Genomic DNA, 18840 nt, shown 5'->3' on the forward strand with positions numbered 1-18840 from the left:
CGGGGAGGGAGACGAATGCCAACGCGACAGCCCGTGCGCATCAAGGCCAGGCGCACACCGGGAGACCTGCTGGCCGGCCTCGGCGCGCTCGTCGTCCTGGTCGCGCTCATCGCGGGGGTCCCCTACGCCCTGTTCCGGCTGGCCGGGCCGCCCCTCCCGCCCGAGCTGCTCAACCTCGACCTGCTGACCAGCCAGGTGGGTACGAGCACGATCGTCGCGATCCTCGTGCTGCTGGTCTGGCTCGCCTGGCTGCAGCTGGTGGTCTGCGTGCTGGTCGAGATCTACGCGGGGCTGCGCCGGGTCGGCATGCCGGCCAGGGTGCCGCTGTCGGGCGGCACGCAGATGTTCGCCAACCGGCTGGTCTCGGCTGCCATGCTGCTGTTCACCGTCTCGGCGGTGGCCCTGCCGATCGCGAAGATGACCAGCCTGCCGCCCACCGCTCCCGGCATCGTCTCCACCGGCCTGTCGTCGCCGTCCGCTCCGGCCGCCGACGAGCGGGCCGAGCTGGCGCCCGCACGCAAGGCGAAGAAGGTCTACGTGGTGCAGCCGCCGCACGGGCGCCACCACGAGAGCCTGTGGGAGATCGCGGAGAAGTGCCTCGGCGACGGGCGCAGGTATCCGGAGATCTACCGGCTCAACCAGCACAAGGAACAGCCCGACGGCAGCCGCCTGCACATGGCCGACCTGATCAGGCCCGGATGGGTCCTGGACATGCCGGACGACGCGCGCAACATCCACATCGTCCCGGCCTCCCAGCCGCGTGACGACACCCTCAAGGACCATCCGGACAAGCCGACGGAGCTGGACGGCCGTACCCAGACCATCACCCCCGGCCGCGCCGACCTTCCCGCGGAGCCCGCGCCCGAGGTCTCCGGCCCCCGAGAAAGGGCCGGGGACAGGATCGGGGCCGAAGGGAGGCGGGAGGTCGGCCCGGCGCAGGAACGCGGGGACGGCGCTCGTGACAGTGCCCGTGACAGCGCCCGTGACAGTGCTCGTGACAGCGTTCGTGACAGCGTTCGTGACGGTGCCCGCACCGTGCCCGATACGGCGGCCGACAGCGGGCGGCAGGACCCCGGGCAGGTGGAGCGGCGAGACCCGGCGGCGGTGGCCGAACCCCCTGACATCGGGCAGAACGCCGGGCAGGAGACCGCCCTGGGGATGCTCGACTACCTGGCGGGGGCCTCGCTGGCGGCGGCGGGACTGCTCGCCGCGCTCGGACGCAGGCGCAGGCAGCAGCTCTGGCACCGCGCTTTCGGGCGCCGGATCACCCGGCCCAGGGACGACGCCGCCCAGGCCGAACTCGCGCTGAGGCTCGGTGCCGACGCCCCCGGCAGCCGGATGCTCGACGTAGGACTCCGGCTCCTCGGCAGGTCCCTCGCCGCCCAGAACCGCGTCCCGCCCACGATCTACGCCGCCCACCTGTCGCCGCAGACTCTCGACCTGTGGATCCACCCGCCGGACTCCGACGCGCCCGCGCCCTGGACCTCCCACGACGGCGGCCAGGTCTGGCGGCTTCCCGCGCACGAGGGCCGGATGATCGACGAGCGGACGCTCGCCGACGCGCCCGCCCCCTACCCGGGACTGGTCTCGATCGGTTCCAACGGTGAGGGCGGTGAGGGCAGGGTGCTCGTCGACCTGGAGGCCGCCCACGGGCCGATCGGCATCAACGGCCCGCGGACCACCGAGGCCCTGGCCGCGCTCGCCGTGGAGCTGGCGACCAACCGCTGGTCGGACCGGATGCGCCTCACGCTGGTCGGCTTCGGCGAGGAGCTGACCGTGATCGCCTCCGATCGGATCAGATACGTGGGCGCCCTGGCGGAGGTCCTGCCCGAGCTGGAGGCGGGGGCCGGTAAGCGCGATCACGCCGGTGAGGTGCTCACCGGCCGGATCCACGGGCGCGCCGGCGACCCGGTCGCCACGCCGCACTACCTGCTGTCCGCGATCGCCCCGACCCCCGAGGAGGGCCGCCGCCTCGCCCTGCTCGCGAGGAAGGGCGTACGGACCGCGGCCGGGTACGTGATCGCGGGTGACGTGCCGCACGCCACCTGGAACTGGACGATCACCGAGGGGGGCCGCGCCGAGATCGACGCGCTCGGCTTCGACGTGGCCGCGCAGCTGCTGCCCCGGCGCCAGTACCGGGCGCTGATCGACCTGTTCCTCGCGACCGAGCGGCTGGAGGGCGAGCCGCTTTCCGACGAGCCGGAGCCCGTACCGCACACTCCCTCGGTCGAGGTGCGCATCCTCGGTCCAGCCGAGGTCGTCGGCCCCCCGCCGATGGAGGAGGGACGGGCCGTGATCGCCGTCGAGCTCGCCGTCTACCTGGCGACGCACCCCGGTGGCGTCCACCCCGTCGTGCTCGGCGGCATCCTCTGGCCGAGGGGCGTGCAGTCGGTGGTGCGGGACGCCACGATCGCGAGGGTCGTCGCCTGGCTGGGCACCGACAGTCAGGGGCGGCCCAACCTCTACGCCGACGAGTCAGGGCGGCTCAAGCTCGGTCCCGAGGTGCGCACCGACTGGATGCTCTTCCGCGACCTCGTCCGCCGGTCGCACGCCGGCCCCGCCGGGCGTCCCGAGCTCCTTGACCGGGCACTCGGCCTGGTACGGGGCCCGCTGCTGAACGGCCGTCCCCGTGGTCGCTACGCCTGGCTCGCCGCCGACGACCTGGAGTACAACGTGACCGCGGGCGTCGCGGACGCCGCGCACCGGCTCTGCGAGGCGCGCCTGGCCCGAGGCGAGACCGACGAGGCCGTCGCGGCGGTGCGTGCCGGGCTGCTGCTGGCCGCGGACGACGAGGGGCTCTGGCGCGACCTGCTGCGGGCCACCCACCTCACCGCCGACCCCGTCCGCCTGCGCGCCGTGGTCGACGCCCTGCGCCGCAGGGCCGAGTCCCATCCCTACGGCGGCGGGATGGCTCCCGAGACCGAGGCCCTCATCGACGAGCTGCTGCCCTCGTGGCGGATGCGCTCGGCCCCGACCGCATGACGGGCCGGGCGGACCCGGCCCGTGCGCCGGACGTCACGCGGTGGCGGGCGGGTGCCGCGCCCGGCGACCGTCGGGCGGGAGGTGTGACGGGTCGTCGTGAGGAGGGCCGCGAGGAGGACGAGGAGAGAGTCATGCCGAATCGCGCATATCGGTGGTTTCGGTGGTCGGGCGCTCCTAGCGTGATCGGTGTGCGTGTCGCGATCGCGCTGGTCGTACTCCTGTCGACGGCCTGCGCCCCGTCGGAGGCCGAGCGGTTCACTCCCGTCGACCTTCCCGCCGAGACCTCCGCGCCGGGCTCCGCCGCGACGGCGCCGACGGCGCCGAGGGTGGAGACGGTCCAGGTCTCCGCAGACGTCCAGGTGGTGGTGGAGTGGCCGGTCACGACCGACGAGGACACCATCGCGATGATCAACACTTTCCGCGACTACCGTGCCGGGTCCTTCCGTTCGGTCGTCACCGGAGGTGAGGACACCGCGTACTACGAGACGGTCCAGGAGGGGGCGAGCATGGACGCGTACGCGTGGGTGAAGGCGTTCCTGGACCAGCGCCGTTCGGTGCGCGGGGTTTCCCGGCTGTACGCGCTGAACGTCGTCTCGGTCACCGGCAGGGGAGCCGAGTTGAACGCGTGCGTGGACGAGACCGGGATGCGACTGCTGGACGCGGAGACCGGGAAGGCGGTCCGCAAGCAGCCCGACTGGGCCAGGCGCCCCTTCCTCCAGGTCGCCGGTCTCCGGCGGGGTGACGACGGGGTCTGGCGGATCAAGCTGCTCCAGCACGCCAAACCTTTCAGTGACGCCTCGAAGGGATGTCATCGATGATCATGAATGTGGTGGTCGCGGGGCTGCTGCTGCTCGGTCCGAATCCCGGTGGCGGCGGTGGTGGCTCCGATGTTCAGGTCCGAGGCAACCAGGACGGGAACACGGCGGGGGTCAGTCTCAAGAACTCCCAGATCATCATCAGCGGGAACGGCCGCGGGGGAAAAAGCGACGGCTACCGGCTCAAGCGGCCCTGCTGGTACGAACCCGCCCAGAACGCCTCAGAGATGCTGGACTTCCAGCAGCGGACCACCCGGGTGGACCCGGGCGCGCCGCAGACCCGGCAGGAGGCACTCAAGCCTTTCGTGGAGAAGCTCGGCGAGGAGGGGCGCTGGTGGACGGTCGCCCACGACTCGTCCGATCCCAACGGGGTGAGCTGCCAGATGGGGCTGGACACCTACGTGTTCGTACCGCCCAACACGACCCCGCCCGCGGGGATCACCATGGCCGAACTGGTCGACATCGCCCGCGCCGCGCTCACCGTCCCCGAGCCGAAGATCGAGCTCAACCCGGACGCCAAGAGCTACGTCAACCTGCCGACCTGGGTCTGGCTGAGCGGTGTCGGCGAGACCACCAGGTCCGTGACCGCGACGCTGCCCGGGATCATGAGCGCCACCGTGACCGCCACCCTGCAGGACATCCAGATCGACGCGGGTACCACCGCGGACCGGGCGGAGGTCAAGGAGGAGTGCGGTCCGGGCGGCAAGCCGTACCAGCAGGGCGCCGAGTTCACCTGCGGCGTCCGCTATCTGCGCTCCTCGATCGACCAGCCGCGTGACGTCTACGTGCTGGAGGTCACCTCGGTCTGGCCCATCGAGGTCGAGGACGACGTGGTGCCCTTCGTCTACGACCCGATCGAGGTGGGGGTGACCCGCGACGTCCCGGTGGGCGAGGTGCAGAGCACGGTGAGAAAGGCCGGTTGACCGTCCGGGGCGATCACCGGGTCCCGGGAGGACCGTCGGCCGTCCCGGGACCCGGCGCGGGGTGCGTCGAGGAGGACCGGTCACGGGCCGGTGGGCGGCCGGTGAGACGCGGAACACGGCGGGGATAGCCGGGTCAGCGGCCCTTCTCGTGGGTTCTGAGCCGTTCGGCGGCCGCTGCCCCCTCGTGGGTGAGCAGCCACTGCTTCACCGGGGTGCCGTAGTAGTAGCCGCCGTACCCGCCGGTGGACGGCAGGATGCGGTGGCAGGGGACGAACGGCGCGATCAGGTTCCGCGCGCACGCGGACCCCGCGGCCCTGGCCGCGGTCCTGGGCAGCCCCGCCCGCTCGGCGAGCTCGGCGTAACTGATCGTGACGCCCGCGGGCACCTGGCGCAGGGCGGCGAGCAGCCGCTGCCGGGTGGGCGTGCCCGGCTGTTCCACCGGAACCGCGTCGAGGGCGGCGAGGTCGCCGTCCAGATAGTCGCGTACCGCCCGCGCCGGCCCGCCCAGGTCGTCGCTGAGAACGAGCCCTTCTGCGCGTACCTCGGGGGAGAGCCGCGCGAACATCTCCTCGGGTCCCGCCGCGGTGAAGCCCGCCGCCAGCAGCACACCCTCGCGGGCGAGCATGGCGAGCGGACCTGCCGGGGTGTCGAGAACCTGTGCCTCTATCATTCCGAGCTCCAAAGGTGCAGCGCGGCGTACGCCCGCCAGGGACGCCACCGCTCGATGTGATCTTCAGGGATGCCGAGGCAGGCCATGGCCCGCCGCAGGCCGAGGTCTCCGCCAGGCCAGGCGTCCGGGTCGCGCAGCGCCCGCAGCGCGATGTAACCGCAGGTCCACGGCCCGATGCCGGGAACCTCCAGCAGGGCGGCCACCGCTCGCGCGGGCTCCTGCGCGCCGTCCAGGTCGATCTCGCCGCTCGCCACCCGCGCGGCGAGCGCCTTCAGCGTCGCCACCCGCCGCCCGGTCAGGCCCAGCCCGGCGAGATCGGCCTCGGCGAGCTCCTCCGCGGTCGGGAACAGATGGGGCAGGCCCTGGTCGCCGCCTGCGCGCCCGGCCCTGGCCGCGACGCGGCCCAGGATGGTACGGGCACCGGCGACGGAGATCTGCTGGCCGACCACGGCGCGGACGGCCATCTCGAAACCGTCCCAGGCGCCGGGCACGCGCAGCCCGGGGCGGGCGGCGACGAGCGGAGCCAGCGAGGTCTCGCCGAGGGCGGAGGAGATCGCCTCGGGGTCCGCGTCGAGGTCGAGGAGGCGGCGGCAGCGGGCGACGATCCTGGCCAGGTGGCGGGTGTCGTCGACGCTCACCTCCAGCCGTACGTGGCCCGGCACGGGGGTGAGGGTGATCGTTCCGCCGGGGACGGCCCGGCGGTAGGAGGTGCCGTCCCCGTGCTCCAGCCCCGGGATCGCCCTCGCCGCCAGGAACCGCATCAGAGTCTCGGCGTCGTAGGGCTCCCTGCGGTGCAACCGCAGGGTGAGCGCGTCGCCGCGTATCTCCGGCCTCGCCCCCGTCGTCGCCCGCAGCTCGCCGGGGGTGAAGCCGTAGGTGTCCTTCATGGTCGCGTTGAACTGCCGTACGCTGCCGAAACCCGAGGCGAACGCCACGTCGACGATCGGCAGCCCGGTCTCGGTGAGCAGCTGCTTGGCCAGCAGCAGGCGCTTGGTCCTGGCCACGGCGAGCGGGCCCACGCCGATCTCCGCGGTGAACAGCCGGTGCAGGTGCCGTCCGGTGATGTGCAGCCGCCCGGCCAGCCGGGTCATCCCGCCGTCGTCCGCCACCCCCTCGTCGATCAGCCGGAGCGCCCGGCCGACCAGGTCGCCCCGGTGGTCCCAGCCGGGATCGCCGGGGCTCAGCTCGGGCCGGCACCGCTTGCACGGCCGGAACCCGGCCGCCTCGGCCGAGGCCGCGTGGCGGTAGAACCGCACGTTGCGGGTGGAGGGGGTGCGTGCCGGGCAGATCGGCCGGCAGTAGATGTTGGTGGAGGTGACCGCCGTGTAGAACCGCCCGTCGAACCGGGCGTCCCTCGCGGCCACCGCGCGGTAACAGGAGTCGAAGTCGAGCTCTCTCACGGACACGGTGACGACGCTACCCGCGGCTCAGGGGGGACGGCTGGCGGGAATCGGACCTGGCCGTGGCGGCCCGTCGCGCCGGGGCCGGGACGGTCCACCGGGGGCCGGGAACCGGCCGCGGCAGTCGTCGCGACACAGGCCGGGGACCGGACGGTCCGGCGGAGGTCACTTGGAGGAGACGCCGACGCCGATCTCGAACTCCCGGTAGACGCGGGCCCAGAATCCGTCGCGGAGCCAGACGCGCGCCTCGGGGTACGGGCGCAGCGAGTGGCCCAGCTCCTTCTCCGCCTCGATGAGCAGCTCGGTGTCGATCACCGTGGGCAGGATCGGCCCCGGCAGCAGGTCGCGGATGTTGTCGCGGCCGCGGGTGAGGATCCACTTCTGGGCGACGTGCTCGCCGACCTCCTCGACGCGCGGGCGGCTCGGCCCCAGCTTGGTGACCTGGCCCACGGGGGCCTTGGGCTTGGCGGCGGTGCGCCCGGCGAAGACCTGGGCGGGGGAGGGGGCGATCGGGGGCACCGGCACGGGGACCGGTGCGGGGGCGCGGCTGAAGTAGGAGCGCAGGAAGTCGGCGCTGATGATCTCGACGGTGTCGGACTCCCAGACCAGGCGTTCCGCCTGGTTGGTGCCGTAGGGGGGCTCCACGCCCCACAGGTGGATCCGCACCCCGTAGGCCTGGGCGGCCTCGACGGCGGGGACCATGTCCTCGTCCCCGGCGAGCAGTATCGTGTCGCTCACCGCGTGGTGCCTGGCCAGCGCCTCCAGGTCGCTCCTGATCTGCGCGTCCACGCCCTTCTGCTGGCCTCGCGCGTTCAGGTTGCCCAGGCGCACCTTGACCCAGGGGAGCTGGGCGATGACCCGCTGGTCGACGGTCGGCACCCGGTCGCGGGCGGCGTCGTACCAGTAGATCCGGAGCAGCTCGCCGTGGATGCGCTCCTCGGCGTGCTTCTGCAACGCCTGGATCAGCTCGTCCGCCGCCACCCGGTATTCCTTGCGCTCCTTGGCGCCCAGGAGCACCTCCCCGGCCGCCGCGTACAGATAGCCGACGTCGACCAGGACGGCGTACTTCGCGGCGATGGGATGTGATGTGAGGTCCAGGATGCTCATGTCGTCCTCCAGGCCTCGGAACTAGCTGATCGGCTGACTATATGCGCCCATTTCTTAGATGGTCCCAACTCTCGCGCAACTTGACACCCCGTTCCTTGGATCTATCTCGGCAGCGCGCTGGATCGCCACGCGCCTTGTCCGACAGGAAGTGCTTTTCGCATGCGATCTGAGGGATTGCTCCAGGATTTCGAGGTCTGCGGGGTTTTTCGCACCGGATTCGCCGGTGTGGCAAGCGCCGAGAGGGCGATCACCACCGCGGCGATCTCCTCGGGGGTCGCGTCCCCCTTAATGATCTTCAGGTGTCTCATAGCGGGATGTTCCCGTGCTTCTTCGGGGGCAGGGTCGCGCGCTTGCCACGCAGGGCCCGTAGCGCCTTGACGATCTGGACGCGGGTGTCTGAAGGGCGGATCACGGCGTCCACATACCCACGTTCGGCCGCGAGATACGGGTTGGCGAGAGTGTCTTCGTACTCGGTCACGAACCTGGCCCGCGCGGCGTCCGGCTCCTCGGCCGCGGCCAGCTCGCGCCGGTAGAGGATGTTGACCGCGCCCTGCGCGCCCATCACCGCGATCTGCGCGGTCGGCCAGGCCAGGTTGATGTCGGCGCCCAGGTGCTTGGACCCCATGACGTCGTACGCCCCGCCGTACGCCTTCCTGGTGATGACCGTGACCAGGGGCACGGTCGCCTCCGCGTAGGCGTAGAGCAGCTTGGCGCCGCGCCGGATGATCCCGTTCCATTCCTGGTCGGTGCCCGGCAGGAATCCGGGAACGTCGACGAATGTCAGTACGGGAATGTTAAAGGCATCGCAAGTACGAACGAATCTCGCGGCTTTCTCGGAGGCCGCGATGTCCAGCGTTCCGGCGAAACTCATCGGCTGGTTGGCGACGATCCCCACGGAGCGTCCCTCGACCCTGCCGAAACCCACGAGGATGTTCGGCGCGAATTGCGCGTGCACCTCCAGGAATTCGCCGTCGTCGAGGACGTGTTCGAGAACCGTCCGCATTTCGTAGGGCTGGTTCGCCGAGTCGGGGATGAGCGTGTCGAGCTCGCGGTCGGAGTCGGTGGTCTCCAGCGGCGGATCGGCGTCGAACGCCGGCGCCTCGTCCATGTTGTTGGAGGGCAGGTACGACAGCAGCGCCCTGGCGAAATCCAGGCAGTCGGCCTCGTCGGACGCCTCGTAGTGGGCCACACCCGAGCGGGAGTTGTGCGTGTGCGCACCGCCGAGCTCCTCGAACGTCACCTCCTCGCCGGTGACCGTCCTGATCACGTCGGGGCCGGTGATGAACATGTGCGACTTCTCCGACACCATCAGCACGAAGTCGGTGAGCGCGGGCGAGTAGACGGCGCCGCCCGCGCAGGGGCCCATGACGAGCGAGATCTGCGGGATCACCCCGGAGGCGTGGACGTTGCGCCGGAAGATCTCGGCGTACAGGCCCAGCGAGACGACGCCCTCCTGGATGCGCGCCCCTCCGGAGTCGTTGATGCCGATCACCGGGCAACCGGTCTTCAGCGCGTGGTCCATCACCTTGACGATCTTCTCTCCGAAGACCTCGCCCAGGGACCCGCCGAAGACCGTGAAGTCCTGGGCGAACACCGCCACCGGGCGGTCGTCGACCGTGCCGTACCCGGTCACGACCCCGTCACCGTACGGCCGCTGGCGCTCCAGGCCGAAACTGGTGGACCGGTGCCTGGCCAGCTCGTCGAACTCCACGAAGCTGCCCTCGTCGAGGAGGGCGAGCACCCGCTCCCTCGCGGTCATCTTCCCGGCGGCGTGCTGCTTCTCGACGGCTCGTGCCGAACCCGCGTGGGCCGCCTCACCCAGGCGGCGCTCAAGATCGGCCAGCTTGCCGGCCGTCGTGTGGATGTCGGGTCCGGAATCCAGCGGTTCGGCGCTCAGGGGCTCGCTCATTCCAGCAGGGTAACCGTCCGCTCACATCGCGAACCATCGGGGGCGATCGTTCGTTTCCTCCCTGCGAGTGAACCGAAGTGGACTGATCGGTCAAGCTGGGGGAAGGGCGGCGCCATGGCAGATATCACGGAGGCGGTAAGAACACGGGGGCTGGTCAAGAGATTCGGGCAGCAGGTCGCCGTGGGAGGTGTCGACCTGGTCGTGCCACAGGGCGGTTTCGCCGGGCTTGTCGGACCCAACGGGGCGGGGAAGACCACCACCCTCAGCATGGTCACCGGCCTGCTCCGCCCCGACGACGGCTCGGTCCACATCGGTGGCGCCGACGTCTGGCGTGACCAGGGCGCGGTCAAGGCCCGCATCGGGGTGCTCCCCGAGGGATTACGCCTGTTCGAGCGCCTGTCGGGCAGGGAGCTGCTCTCCTACAACGGCCAGCTCCGCGGCATCCCCAAGGCCGAGGTGGACCGGCGGGCGGAGGAGTTGCTGAACGTCATGGCCCTCACCGGCTCGGCGGACAAGCTCGTCGTCGACTACTCCACCGGCATGCGCAAGAAGATCGGCCTGGCCGCGGCGCTGCTGCACAACCCCGACGTGCTCTTCCTCGACGAGCCGTTCGAGGGCGTCGACCCGGTCAGCGCCAACACCCTCGTCGAGGTGCTCAGGCGCTACACCGCCTCCGGCTCGACGGTGGTCTTCTCCAGCCACGTGATGGAGCTCGTCGAGCGCCTGTGCGACTGGGTCTCGGTGATGGACCGCGGGCGGATCGTCGCCCAGGGGCCGCTGGACGAGGTGAGGGCGGGCCGCAGTCTCAACGAGGCGTTCCTCGCCCTGGTCGGGGCGAGGGGCGACGGCGATCCGGCGGGACGGGAGGGCCTGTCGTGGCTGGGCGCGACCCCCTCGTGAACGCCGGGACCGTACGGGTGGGGCCCATGGTGTTCGTGCGGCTCAAGCTGCGGCTCGTCGCGGGAAACCTGCGGGGCAGCACCCAGCGCCTGCTGGGGTTCGTCTTCACGACGATCGCCGCGCTCCTCTTCGGCACCGTCGGCTTCCTGATGATGTCCTCGCTGCGCCTCGCGTCCGCCGACGTCGCCGTGGAGACCGTGACGGTGCTGTTCACCGTCTTCCTGGTGGGCTGGGCGATCGTGCCGCTGCTGGCGTTCGGGGTGGACGACACGCTCGACCCGTCGCGCCTCGCCCTGTTCCCGCTGCGGACCGGCCAGCTCGTCACCGGCATGTTCGCCGCCTCGATCACCGGCGTGTGGCCGCTCGCCTCGCTCGCCGTGACGGCGGGGGCGGTGGCCGGTCTGGCCACCGGGATCGGCGGGGTGCTCCTGGGCGCGGTCGTGGTGCTGCTCCACTTCGCGCTCTGCGTCATGCTCTCCCGGCTGGTCACCACGTCGCTGTCGGGGATCCTGCGCACCCGCAGGGGCCGCGACGTGCTCGCCGTCTCGGTGGTCTTCATCGTCCTGGCGGCCCAGCTGCCCAACCTGCTGATCAACGGCGGCGTGTCGGCCGATCCCAGGGCCGTGCTGCACGCCCTGGCCTCGGCGCTGAGCTGGACCCCCTCCGGTGTCGCGGCCCGCTCCATCGCCGACGGCGGCCTGACGGCGCTCGCCGGGGCGGCCCTGCTCGCGCTCCTGATCGCCGGGGCGGGGTGGCTGTGGATCGCGGCGCTGCGCCGTGCCCTGGTCACCCCCGACGCCTCCACCCAGGGCGCGTCGGTGCGCAACTCCCGTGGCCTGCCGGCGAAGGTCCTGCCCGACGGCCCGCTCGCCGCGGTCGTGGGCAAGGAGTTCAGGTACGCCAGGCGCGACCCGCGAGGCAGGGTCGGCTGGTTCGCCGCCATCGCGGTCACCGGCGTGATGGCCTTCTCCATGTACGGGGACGGCGAGGGCGCGGCCGGGGGCGTCCTCGCGATCGCGCCCGCCTGCATCGGCGCGGTGATGATCAGCATCCAGTGGTGCAACGCCTTCGGTATCGACGGCCGTTCCCTGTGGATGAACGCCGTCGCCTACGGCAGCGACCGCGACTGGCGTACCGACATCGCCGGGAGGCACCTCGCCGTGGCGACGATCGCGGTCCCGCTGCTGCTCCTGCTCGCCGCGGTCGCGGCGCTGCTCTCCGGGGACGTCGGGTGGGTGGTCCCCGCCGCGCTCACCGCCTGGGGCGTGCTGGGGGCCGGGCTCGGCGTGGGCGCGCTGACCAGCGTGCTGGTGCCCTACACCGTGCCCGAGCGCCTGAACGCCTTCACCGGCGCGGCCCCCGGCCAGGGCGGCATCGCCTTCGTGGCGTCGTTCGGCGCGCTGATCTGCACCGGCCTGCTCGCGCTGCCGATCGTCCTGCCGGTCCTGCTCGGTCTCACCTGGGTCAGCGCGCTCGCGGTGCCGTACGGGCTGCTGCTCTCCTGGGGCGGACGCAGGATCGCGGGAAAGATCGCCTTCGCCAGGTATCCGGCGCTCCTGCAGGCGACCTCCGTCGCCACCTGACGCCCCCGCGCCTCCCCTCCTGGCCGTACGCGGGCCCGGAGGGGAGCGGCGGCCCGACGGCTGCCGGAACGGTGAAGAACGGTCCTCGGCGACTGTCACGCACGGCCCCGGGAACGGCAGGGGAGCAGCCTCCTCAGTGGTCTAGTCCAATGGGTGAGACCGGTCTCCGTTCGACAAAACGGACTGGGTACGCTGGCGAGCATGCCCGCCACCGTGTCCCATCAGGCAGAGCGTTCCTCCGCTGTCACCGAGATGCCCGACGAGCTGCGCGCGGACGTGCGACTGCTCGGCGAGCTCCTGGGGCAGGTCATCGCCGAGCATGGCGGCGATGACCTGCTCGCCGATGTCGAACGGCTACGCAAGGCCGTCATCGGGGCCCGCAGAAAGCAGGTGTCGGTCGACGAGATCACCGCGATGGTGGCCGAGTGGCCGATCGACCGCGCGGTGCAGATCGCCCGCGCGTTCACCTGTTACTTCCACCTGGCGAACCTCGCCGAGGAGCACTTCAGGATCCGCACGCTCAGGGTTCGCGACACCGGCGAGGAGCCGCTGCCCGAGTCCCTGGCACAGGCCGTGCAGGAGCTCGGCGACGGCAAGGTCGCCGAGCTCGTCGAGGGACTGCGCCTGCACCCCGTGCTGACCGCGCACCCCACCGAGGCCCGCAGGCGCGCCGTGGTCACCGCGATCCAGCGCATCAGCGGCCAGCTCACCGCCTACAACAGCTCGGACAGGGGCGCGGCCGAGCGGGCGGAGACCCGGCGGCGGCTGCTGGAGGAGATCGACCTGCTGTGGCGTACCGCCCAGCTCAGGTCCACCAAGCTCGACCCGCTGGACGAGGTGCGCACCGCGATGGCGGCCTTCGACGAGACCCTCTTCCGGGTGGTCCCGCAGGTCTACCGCGCCCTGGACGCCGCGCTCGGCGGCGGAGGCGGCACCGCCAAGCCCCGGGCCCGCGCCTTCATCAGGTACGGCAGCTGGATCGGCGGCGACCGCGACGGCAACCCGAACGTCACCTCCAAGGTGACCAGGGACGCGGTGCTCATCCAGGCCGAGCACGTGCTGATCGCCCTGGAGAACGCCACGCTCAGGATCGGCCGCTCCCTCACCCTCACCGCCGACTACACCCCCGCCTCGGCGGGGCTGAGGGCCGCGCTGTCGAGCGCGGTGAACGACCACCCCGACGTGGTCTCGGAGATGGCGACCCGCTCCCCGAGGGAGCCGCACCGGCAGTGGCTGATGTTCGTCGCCGCCCGCATCGCGGCCACCCGCCAGCGCGGCCTCGACCTGGCCTACCGCTCGCCCGAGCAGCTGCTCGCCGACCTGCGCACGGCCCAGGACTCGCTGGTCGAGGCCGGGGCGAACCGGCAGGCGTACGGAGAGCTGCAGCACCTCATCTGGCAGGTGGAGACGTTCGGCTTCCACCTGGCCGAGCTGGAGGTCCGCCAGCACTCGCAGGTCCACGCCGCCGCACTGGAGGACATCGCCGCCGGGCGCACCTCCGAGCGGACCGAGGAGGTCCTGGCCACGATCCGCACGATCGCCTGGATCCAGGAGCGGTTCGGGGTGACCGCCTGCCGCCGCTACGTCGTCTCCTTCACCCGCTCGGCCGACGACATCGCCGCCGTCCACGCGCTGGCCGCGCACGCGATGGGCGACCGGGCCCCCAGGCTCGACGTCGTCCCGCTGTTCGAGTCGGGCGCCGACCTGGCCGCCGCCCCGGCCGTCCTGTCGGGGATGCTCCAGATCCCGGCCGTACAGGCCAGGCTCGCCGAGGAGCGGCGCCTGGAGGTCATGCTCGGCTACTCCGACTCCGCCAAGGAACTCGGCCCGGCCGCCGCGACCCTGAAGCTCTACGAGGCCCAGGAGGCGCTCGCCACCTGGTCGGCCGAGCACGACGTGCCGCTCACGCTGTTCCACGGCAGGGGCGGCGCCCTGGGCCGAGGCGGCGGCCCGGCCAACAGGGCCGTGCTCGCGCAGGCCCCAGGGTCGGTCGGCGGCAGGTTCAAGGTCACCGAGCAGGGCGAGGTCATCTTCGCCCGCTACGGCCACGACGCCATCGCCCGCCGCCACATGGAGCAGGTCACCTCGGCGGTCCTGCTCGCCTCCACCCCGTCCATCGAGGCCCGGACGGCCGAGGCGGCGGGACGCTTCCGCGGTGTGGCCGAACGGGTCGCCTCCGCCTCGGAGAAGGCGTACCGGCTGCTGACCGAGGCGCCCGGCTTTCCCGAGTGGTTCTCCCTGGTCAGCCCGCTGGAGGAGATCGGCTCGCTGCGCCTGGGGTCCCGCCCGGCCCGGCGCGGTCTCGGCGCGCCCAGGTCCCTGGACGACCTGCGGGCCATCCCGTGGGTGTTCGCCTGGGCACAGACCCGGGTCAACCTGCCGGGCTGGTACGGCCTGGGCAGCGGCCTGGAGGCGGTGATCTCCGAGGCGGGCCTGGACGAGCTGCGCGCCGCCTACCGCGAGTGGCCGCTGTTCGCCTCGCTGCTGGACAACGTGGAGATGTCGCTCGCCAAGACCGACCGCGACATCGCCGCCCGCTACCTCGCGCTCGGCGCGAGGGACGACTTCGTCGAGCAGGTCCTGACCGAGTACGACCTGACGCGCCGCCTGGTCCTGGAGATCACCGGCCACACCCGCCTGCTGGAGGACCGCAAGGTGCTGTCCCGCGCGGTGCAGCTCCGCGACCCGTACGTGGACGCGCTCTCCCACCTGCAGTTGCGCGCCCTGTCCACGCTCCGCGCGGACGAGGGGCTGTCGGAGGGCGAGCGCGAGCGCCTGTCCACGCTGCTGCTCCTGTCGGTCAACGGCGTCGCCGCCGGCCTGCAGAACACCGGCTGAGCGCGGGCGGACGGTTCAGCGGCCGATGCGGTGGGCTCCCGCGTAGACGTTGAAGCGTTCCTCGCGCAGGAAGCCGACCAGCGTCATCCCGAACTCCCTCGCCAGGTCGACGGCGAGGGAGGACGGCGCGGAGACCGCGCAGACGACCGGCAGGCCCGCGGTGAGGGCCTTCTGCATGATCTCGTAGCTGGTCCGCCCGCTCACCATGAGCACGTGCCCGCCCAGCGGCAGTCTTCCGCCCATCATGGCCCAGCCGACCAGCTTGTCCAGCGCGTTGTGCCGCCCCACGTCCTCGCGGACCGCGAGCGGCTCACCGTCGGGGGTGAACAGGCCGGCCGCGTGCAGCCCTCCGGTCTTGCCGAAGACCCCCTGGGCGCTCCTCAGCCGGTCGGGGAGGTCGTACAGGACCTCGGGGGAGACGAGCAGGTCCTCCTGGTCGGGCAGCGGCGAGCAGCGGCCGCGCAGGGCGTCGAGGCCGGCGGTGCCGCAGACGCCGCACGCGCTCGACGTCACGAAGTGCCGGTCGAGCGAGGGCAGGTCGGGCAGCACGCGACCGCGCAGCCGTACGGTCACCGTGTTGTAGCGCGCCTCGGGCGGCACGTCCTCGTCGGTGCAGTAGGCGATGGACGCGACGTCCGCCGGTGCCGCGACCCCCTCGCCGTACAGGAATCCGGCCGCCAGCTCGAAGTCGTGCCCGGGGGTGCGCATGGTGATCGCGACCGTGCGACGCTCCTCGCCCGCCTGGATGCGGATCTCCATCGGCTCCTCGGTGGCGAGGTCGTCCCGGCGCTCGTGAAGGGTCCCCGCCCGCATCTGCCCGACCCGCGCCCTGGTGGTGGGCCCCGGTCTCCGCACGGCCTCCACGATCTCCAAGCCCGAGTCCGTTCTTGAGCCCGGAGTCGCCTTCCTGGCGAAGGCAGGTTCCGAGGTGTCCCCTCCCGCCTCTCGGGCCGCCGCCGGGCCCGTACCCATCTCGGAGCCGGGATCGCCCCCCGTGCCGGTCGTGTTCCGCGCGCTGAGATGTCTGCTCATACGTTCATCGTCTCTTTTCGCGACCTTCCGCACGCTTTCCCGACCCGGTCAAAGGCCTGACCTTGCCCGCCGACCCAGACTTCGGTAACAGTATTCCCTGGTCATTGGATTAATTCGGTAACAGGGGGTCGTTAGTGGAGGCAAGATGGCTAAGTGCTCGACTCGCCCTTCACCGATCTTGACCGCCCGCCGCTCTCCCAGGCGGCGCTCACCCGCGCCCTGGTCCGTCCCGGGGGCCTCTGGTCCGGCATCACCGTGGTCGACAGGACCGGATCGACCAACGCCGACCTCGCGCACGCCGTCCGCGACGGCGCACGGCAGGGAGCCGTCGTCGTCGCCGAGTCCCAGTTCGCCGGGCGCGGCAGGCTCGGCCGTGTCTGGAGCGCTCCGCCGCGTTCCGGCCTGACGTTCTCGGTGCTCCTGCGTCCCGACCCGCCCATGTCCACCCAGGGGTGGCTGCCCCTGCTCGTCGGCCTGGCGGTCGCGTCGGCCGTCCGGAAGGTCGCCGAGATCGACGTACGGCTCAAGTGGCCCAACGACCTGCTGATCGGCGAACGCAAGCTCGCCGGGGTGCTCGCCGAGCGGATCGACAGCGCGGTGATCGTGGGGGTCGGCCTCAACGTGAGCGTGCGCCCGGAGGAGCTGCCGGTGGAGACCGCGACCTCCCTCGCCGTCGAGAAGGCCGCCTGCACCGACCGCGACCCGATCCTGCGCGCGGTGCTGCGGGAGATCGAGACCCACTACCGCGAGTGGTCGGAGGCGGACGGCGACGTCGAGGCGTGCGGCCTGCGGGCCGCCTATCTCGCGGTCAGCGCCACGGTCGGCCGGGAGGTGAGGGTGGAGCTGCCGGGCGAGCGGGTGCTGACCGGCACCGCCACCGGCGTCGACCGCGCCGGGCACCTGCTCGTCAGCTCCAAGGGGGAGGAGCACACGCTCAGCGCGGGTGACGTCGTGCATGTTCGGCCTCACACCTCGTGACGCAGGGCATGCGCACGTGTCACGATTTGCCCCATGGGTCTACCCGATCACCACATGACGGAGGGGGAGCGACGGATCACGTCGTTCCACCCTCACTGGAAGCGACTCACCGGCCCGTTCCTCATGCTGATCCTGATCAGCGCAGGATCCGGTGCCGCCCTTTACTTCATGCCCGACTTCGAATATCGGCTCTACGCGAGCGTCGCGGTGGCGGTGATCGCCGTCGGCCTGCTGACGGTGTGGTCGTTCATTCCGTACCTGCGCTGGAAGAACGCCGTCTACATCCTCACCTCGCACCGGTTCACCATCAGCACCGGGGTGCTGAACAAGTCCATCGACGACATCCCGATGGTCAAGGTGAACTCGGTCAGCGCCGACCAGACCTTCATGGAGAGGCTCCTGGGCTGCGGCACGCTGGTCGTCGAGTCGGCGAGCGAGCAGGGCCGGATCACGCTGCGGGACATCCCCCACATCCAGGAGGTCCGGGCCGAGCTGTTCCGCGCGCTCGACGACGCGCTCGACGGGGAGCCGTCGGAACCCGGACGGTGACCCGTGGGGCGTGACCTCCCGGATCCGGGGGAGGCCGGGGGAGAGGCGGAGGTCCCCGTCGGACGTCCGGCGGCCGAGCGTGCCCACGCCGGACCTCCGGCGGCCGAGCAGGCTCACGCCGGACGCCCGACGGCCGAGCAGATCGAACGCCTCTTCGTCGGGGCGTCTCCTCGCCACACCCGGATCCAGGTGGCGAGTCTTGCCCGGGTGCCGCAGGAGCTCACCGAGCGGATCTGGCGCGCGCTGGGGTTCGCCACGCTCCCGGACGACGCCGTGGCCTTCACCGACGCGGACGTGGCCGTGCTGGAGCGGGTCCGGGCGATGATGGAGGGCGACCTGCTGGACGACCAGACCGTCATCCGGATGGCGAGGGCGCTCGGCCAGACGACGGCGAGGCTCGCGCAGTGGCAGGCCGAGATCATGATCGGCGCGATGCTCGACCCGGGCCGCCGCCCCACCGACGAGGACCTGGCGGCGGTCATGGAGACCTCGCGCCGGCTGCTCCCCGACTTCGAGCAGATACTGGTCCACATCTGGCGCGCCCAGCTCGCCGCCGCGGGGACCCGCCTGCTCACGCTCGCCGACATCACCGACGAGATCGTGCCGGACAGGCTCACCCTCGCGGTGGGCTTCGCCGACCTGGTCTCCTTCACCCGGGTCTCGCGCGAGCTGGACGAGCGGGGCCTGGCCGAGCTGGTCGAGGGTTTCGAGTCGCGGGCCTCGGACGTGGTCGCCGAGCACGGGGGACGGATGGTCAAGACGCTCGGGGACGAGGTGTTCTTCACGGCGGCCGACCCGAGGAAGGCCGCGGTGATCGCCCTGGATCTGGTCGGCGCGATCCGCAGGTACGGGCCCGAGGTGCGGATCGGGCTCGCGTACGGTCCGGTGCTGCCGATCATGGGCGACGTCTTCGGTACGACGGTCAACCTGGCGGCCAGGCTCACCGCCATCGCCCGCCCCGGCACGGTCGTCGTCGACGACAGGCTGGCCGAGGCGCTGAAGGGCGCGCCCGGTGTCGAGATCGGCCGCATCCGCCAGCGGCCGGCCCGTGGCCTGGGGGTGGTGCAGCCCTACGTGTTGCGCCGGGCTGGTAATCATTGACTGCCGGGTGCCCAAGTCCGTTCAATCGGTAAGCGGCCCCGTGAAGATCGAAA

15 protein-coding genes are annotated in these 18840 nt (G+C 71.8%); 9 read left to right on the forward strand and 6 right to left on the reverse strand.

The genetic code is table 11. From position 1 onward, the window contains the following. Positions 1–15: 15 nt before the first annotated feature. The 3 genes from ABT352_RS20210 (at position 16) to ABT352_RS20220 (ending at position 4720) form a co-directional block, all read left to right on the forward strand. Entirely contained in the window at positions 16–2982 is a 2967-nt protein-coding gene (locus ABT352_RS20210; RefSeq protein ID WP_350946403.1) for a hypothetical protein, read from the forward strand. 188 nt (positions 2983–3170) lie between these two features. Beyond that, positions 3171–3800, forward strand: a complete 630-nt coding sequence (locus tag ABT352_RS20215) for a hypothetical protein (RefSeq protein WP_350946404.1) — start codon at positions 3171–3173, stop codon at positions 3798–3800. Then, entirely contained in the window at positions 3797–4720 is a 924-nt protein-coding gene (locus ABT352_RS20220; protein ID WP_350946405.1) for a hypothetical protein, read from the forward strand. Before ABT352_RS20215 ends, ABT352_RS20220 begins: the two co-directional genes overlap by 4 nt. A 133-nt stretch (positions 4721–4853) precedes the next feature. On the opposite strand, the gene ABT352_RS20225 is transcribed toward ABT352_RS20220, so the two are convergent. The 5 genes from ABT352_RS20225 to ABT352_RS20245 form a co-directional block, all read right to left on the reverse strand. Next, positions 4854–5390 carry a methylated-DNA--[protein]-cysteine S-methyltransferase gene (locus tag ABT352_RS20225; RefSeq protein WP_350946406.1) on the reverse strand — a complete coding sequence of 179 codons (537 nt, stop codon included), beginning with the start codon at positions 5388–5390 and terminating at the stop codon, positions 4854–4856. Further along, a complete protein-coding gene (locus ABT352_RS20230) occupies positions 5387–6796 on the reverse strand; it encodes an AlkA N-terminal domain-containing protein (RefSeq protein ID WP_350946407.1) in 1410 nt (469 codons plus the stop codon). Before ABT352_RS20230 ends, ABT352_RS20225 begins: the two co-directional genes overlap by 4 nt. Before the next feature lie 159 nt (positions 6797–6955). Continuing rightward, on the reverse strand, positions 6956–7897 hold the full coding sequence (locus ABT352_RS20235; RefSeq protein ID WP_350946408.1) for an NYN domain-containing protein: 942 nt from the start codon (positions 7895–7897) through the stop codon (positions 6956–6958). A 101-nt stretch (positions 7898–7998) separates the two neighbouring features. Continuing rightward, positions 7999–8205: an acyl-CoA carboxylase subunit epsilon gene (locus ABT352_RS20240; RefSeq protein ID WP_350946409.1), complete on the reverse strand. Its 207-nt coding sequence runs from the start codon at positions 8203–8205 to the stop codon at positions 7999–8001. Continuing rightward, positions 8202–9806, reverse strand: a complete 1605-nt coding sequence (locus ABT352_RS20245; RefSeq protein WP_350946410.1) for an acyl-CoA carboxylase subunit beta — start codon at positions 9804–9806, stop codon at positions 8202–8204. Before ABT352_RS20245 ends, ABT352_RS20240 begins: the two co-directional genes overlap by 4 nt. Before the next feature lie 114 nt (positions 9807–9920). On the opposite strand from ABT352_RS20245, the gene ABT352_RS20250 reads away from it, so the two are divergent. The 3 genes from ABT352_RS20250 to ABT352_RS20260 all read left to right on the forward strand — a co-directional run bounded on the left by ABT352_RS20250 (position 9921) and on the right by ABT352_RS20260 (position 15127). After that, complete coding sequence (locus ABT352_RS20250; RefSeq protein WP_350946411.1) at positions 9921–10706, forward strand: ABC transporter ATP-binding protein; 786 nt, start codon at positions 9921–9923, stop codon at positions 10704–10706. After that, positions 10682–12289, forward strand: coding sequence for a hypothetical protein (locus ABT352_RS20255; RefSeq protein ID WP_350946412.1), 1608 nt, complete (start codon positions 10682–10684; stop codon positions 12287–12289). The genes ABT352_RS20250 and ABT352_RS20255 overlap by 25 nt, the downstream gene beginning before the upstream one ends. Before the next feature lie 201 nt (positions 12290–12490). After that, complete coding sequence (locus ABT352_RS20260; RefSeq protein ID WP_350946413.1) at positions 12491–15127, forward strand: phosphoenolpyruvate carboxylase; 2637 nt, start codon at positions 12491–12493, stop codon at positions 15125–15127. A gap of 15 nt (positions 15128–15142) precedes the next feature. Here ABT352_RS20260 and fdhD read toward each other — a convergent pair whose 3' ends face one another. Continuing rightward, positions 15143–16159, reverse strand: a complete 1017-nt coding sequence (fdhD, locus tag ABT352_RS20265) for a formate dehydrogenase accessory sulfurtransferase FdhD (RefSeq protein WP_350946414.1) — start codon at positions 16157–16159, stop codon at positions 15143–15145. A 153-nt stretch (positions 16160–16312) separates the two neighbouring features. Here fdhD and ABT352_RS20270 point away from each other — a divergent pair, with 153 nt between their 5' ends. From ABT352_RS20270 to ABT352_RS20280, 3 genes are all read left to right on the forward strand, one after another. After that, positions 16313–17137, forward strand: a complete 825-nt coding sequence (locus ABT352_RS20270; RefSeq protein WP_350946415.1) for a biotin--[acetyl-CoA-carboxylase] ligase — start codon at positions 16313–16315, stop codon at positions 17135–17137. A 33-nt stretch (positions 17138–17170) separates the two neighbouring features. Further along, positions 17171–17686, forward strand: a complete 516-nt coding sequence (locus tag ABT352_RS20275) for a PH domain-containing protein (protein ID WP_350946416.1) — start codon at positions 17171–17173, stop codon at positions 17684–17686. 141 nt (positions 17687–17827) lie between these two features. Further along, on the forward strand, positions 17828–18787 hold the full coding sequence (locus ABT352_RS20280) for an adenylate/guanylate cyclase domain-containing protein (protein ID WP_502992882.1): 960 nt from the start codon (positions 17828–17830) through the stop codon (positions 18785–18787). Positions 18788–18840: the final 53 nt, after the last annotated feature.

Origin of the sequence: Streptosporangium sp. NPDC000563, assembly GCF_040299985.1 — a bacterium.
Lineage (GTDB): Bacteria > Actinomycetota > Actinomycetes > Streptosporangiales > Streptosporangiaceae > Streptosporangium.

Excerpts from the sequence above, each read along its gene's own strand:
- fdhD (WP_350946414.1), bottom strand. The coding sequence starts at position 16,159 with ATGAGCAGACATCTCAGCGCGCGGAACACGACCGGCACGGGGGGCGAT.
- ABT352_RS20275 (WP_350946416.1), top strand. The coding sequence starts at position 17,171 with ATGGGTCTACCCGATCACCACATGACGGAGGGGGAGCGACGGATCACG.
- ABT352_RS20210 (WP_350946403.1), top strand. The coding sequence starts at position 16 with ATGCCAACGCGACAGCCCGTGCGCATCAAGGCCAGGCGCACACCGGGA.
- ABT352_RS20260 (WP_350946413.1), top strand. The coding sequence starts at position 12,491 with ATGCCCGCCACCGTGTCCCATCAGGCAGAGCGTTCCTCCGCTGTCACC.
- ABT352_RS20235 (WP_350946408.1), bottom strand. The coding sequence starts at position 7,897 with ATGAGCATCCTGGACCTCACATCACATCCCATCGCCGCGAAGTACGCC.
- ABT352_RS20225 (WP_350946406.1), bottom strand. The coding sequence starts at position 5,390 with ATGATAGAGGCACAGGTTCTCGACACCCCGGCAGGTCCGCTCGCCATG.
- ABT352_RS20240 (WP_350946409.1), bottom strand. The coding sequence starts at position 8,205 with ATGAGACACCTGAAGATCATTAAGGGGGACGCGACCCCCGAGGAGATC.
- ABT352_RS20250 (WP_350946411.1), top strand. The coding sequence starts at position 9,921 with ATGGCAGATATCACGGAGGCGGTAAGAACACGGGGGCTGGTCAAGAGA.
- ABT352_RS20245 (WP_350946410.1), bottom strand. The coding sequence starts at position 9,806 with ATGAGCGAGCCCCTGAGCGCCGAACCGCTGGATTCCGGACCCGACATC.
- ABT352_RS20220 (WP_350946405.1), top strand. The coding sequence starts at position 3,797 with ATGATCATGAATGTGGTGGTCGCGGGGCTGCTGCTGCTCGGTCCGAAT.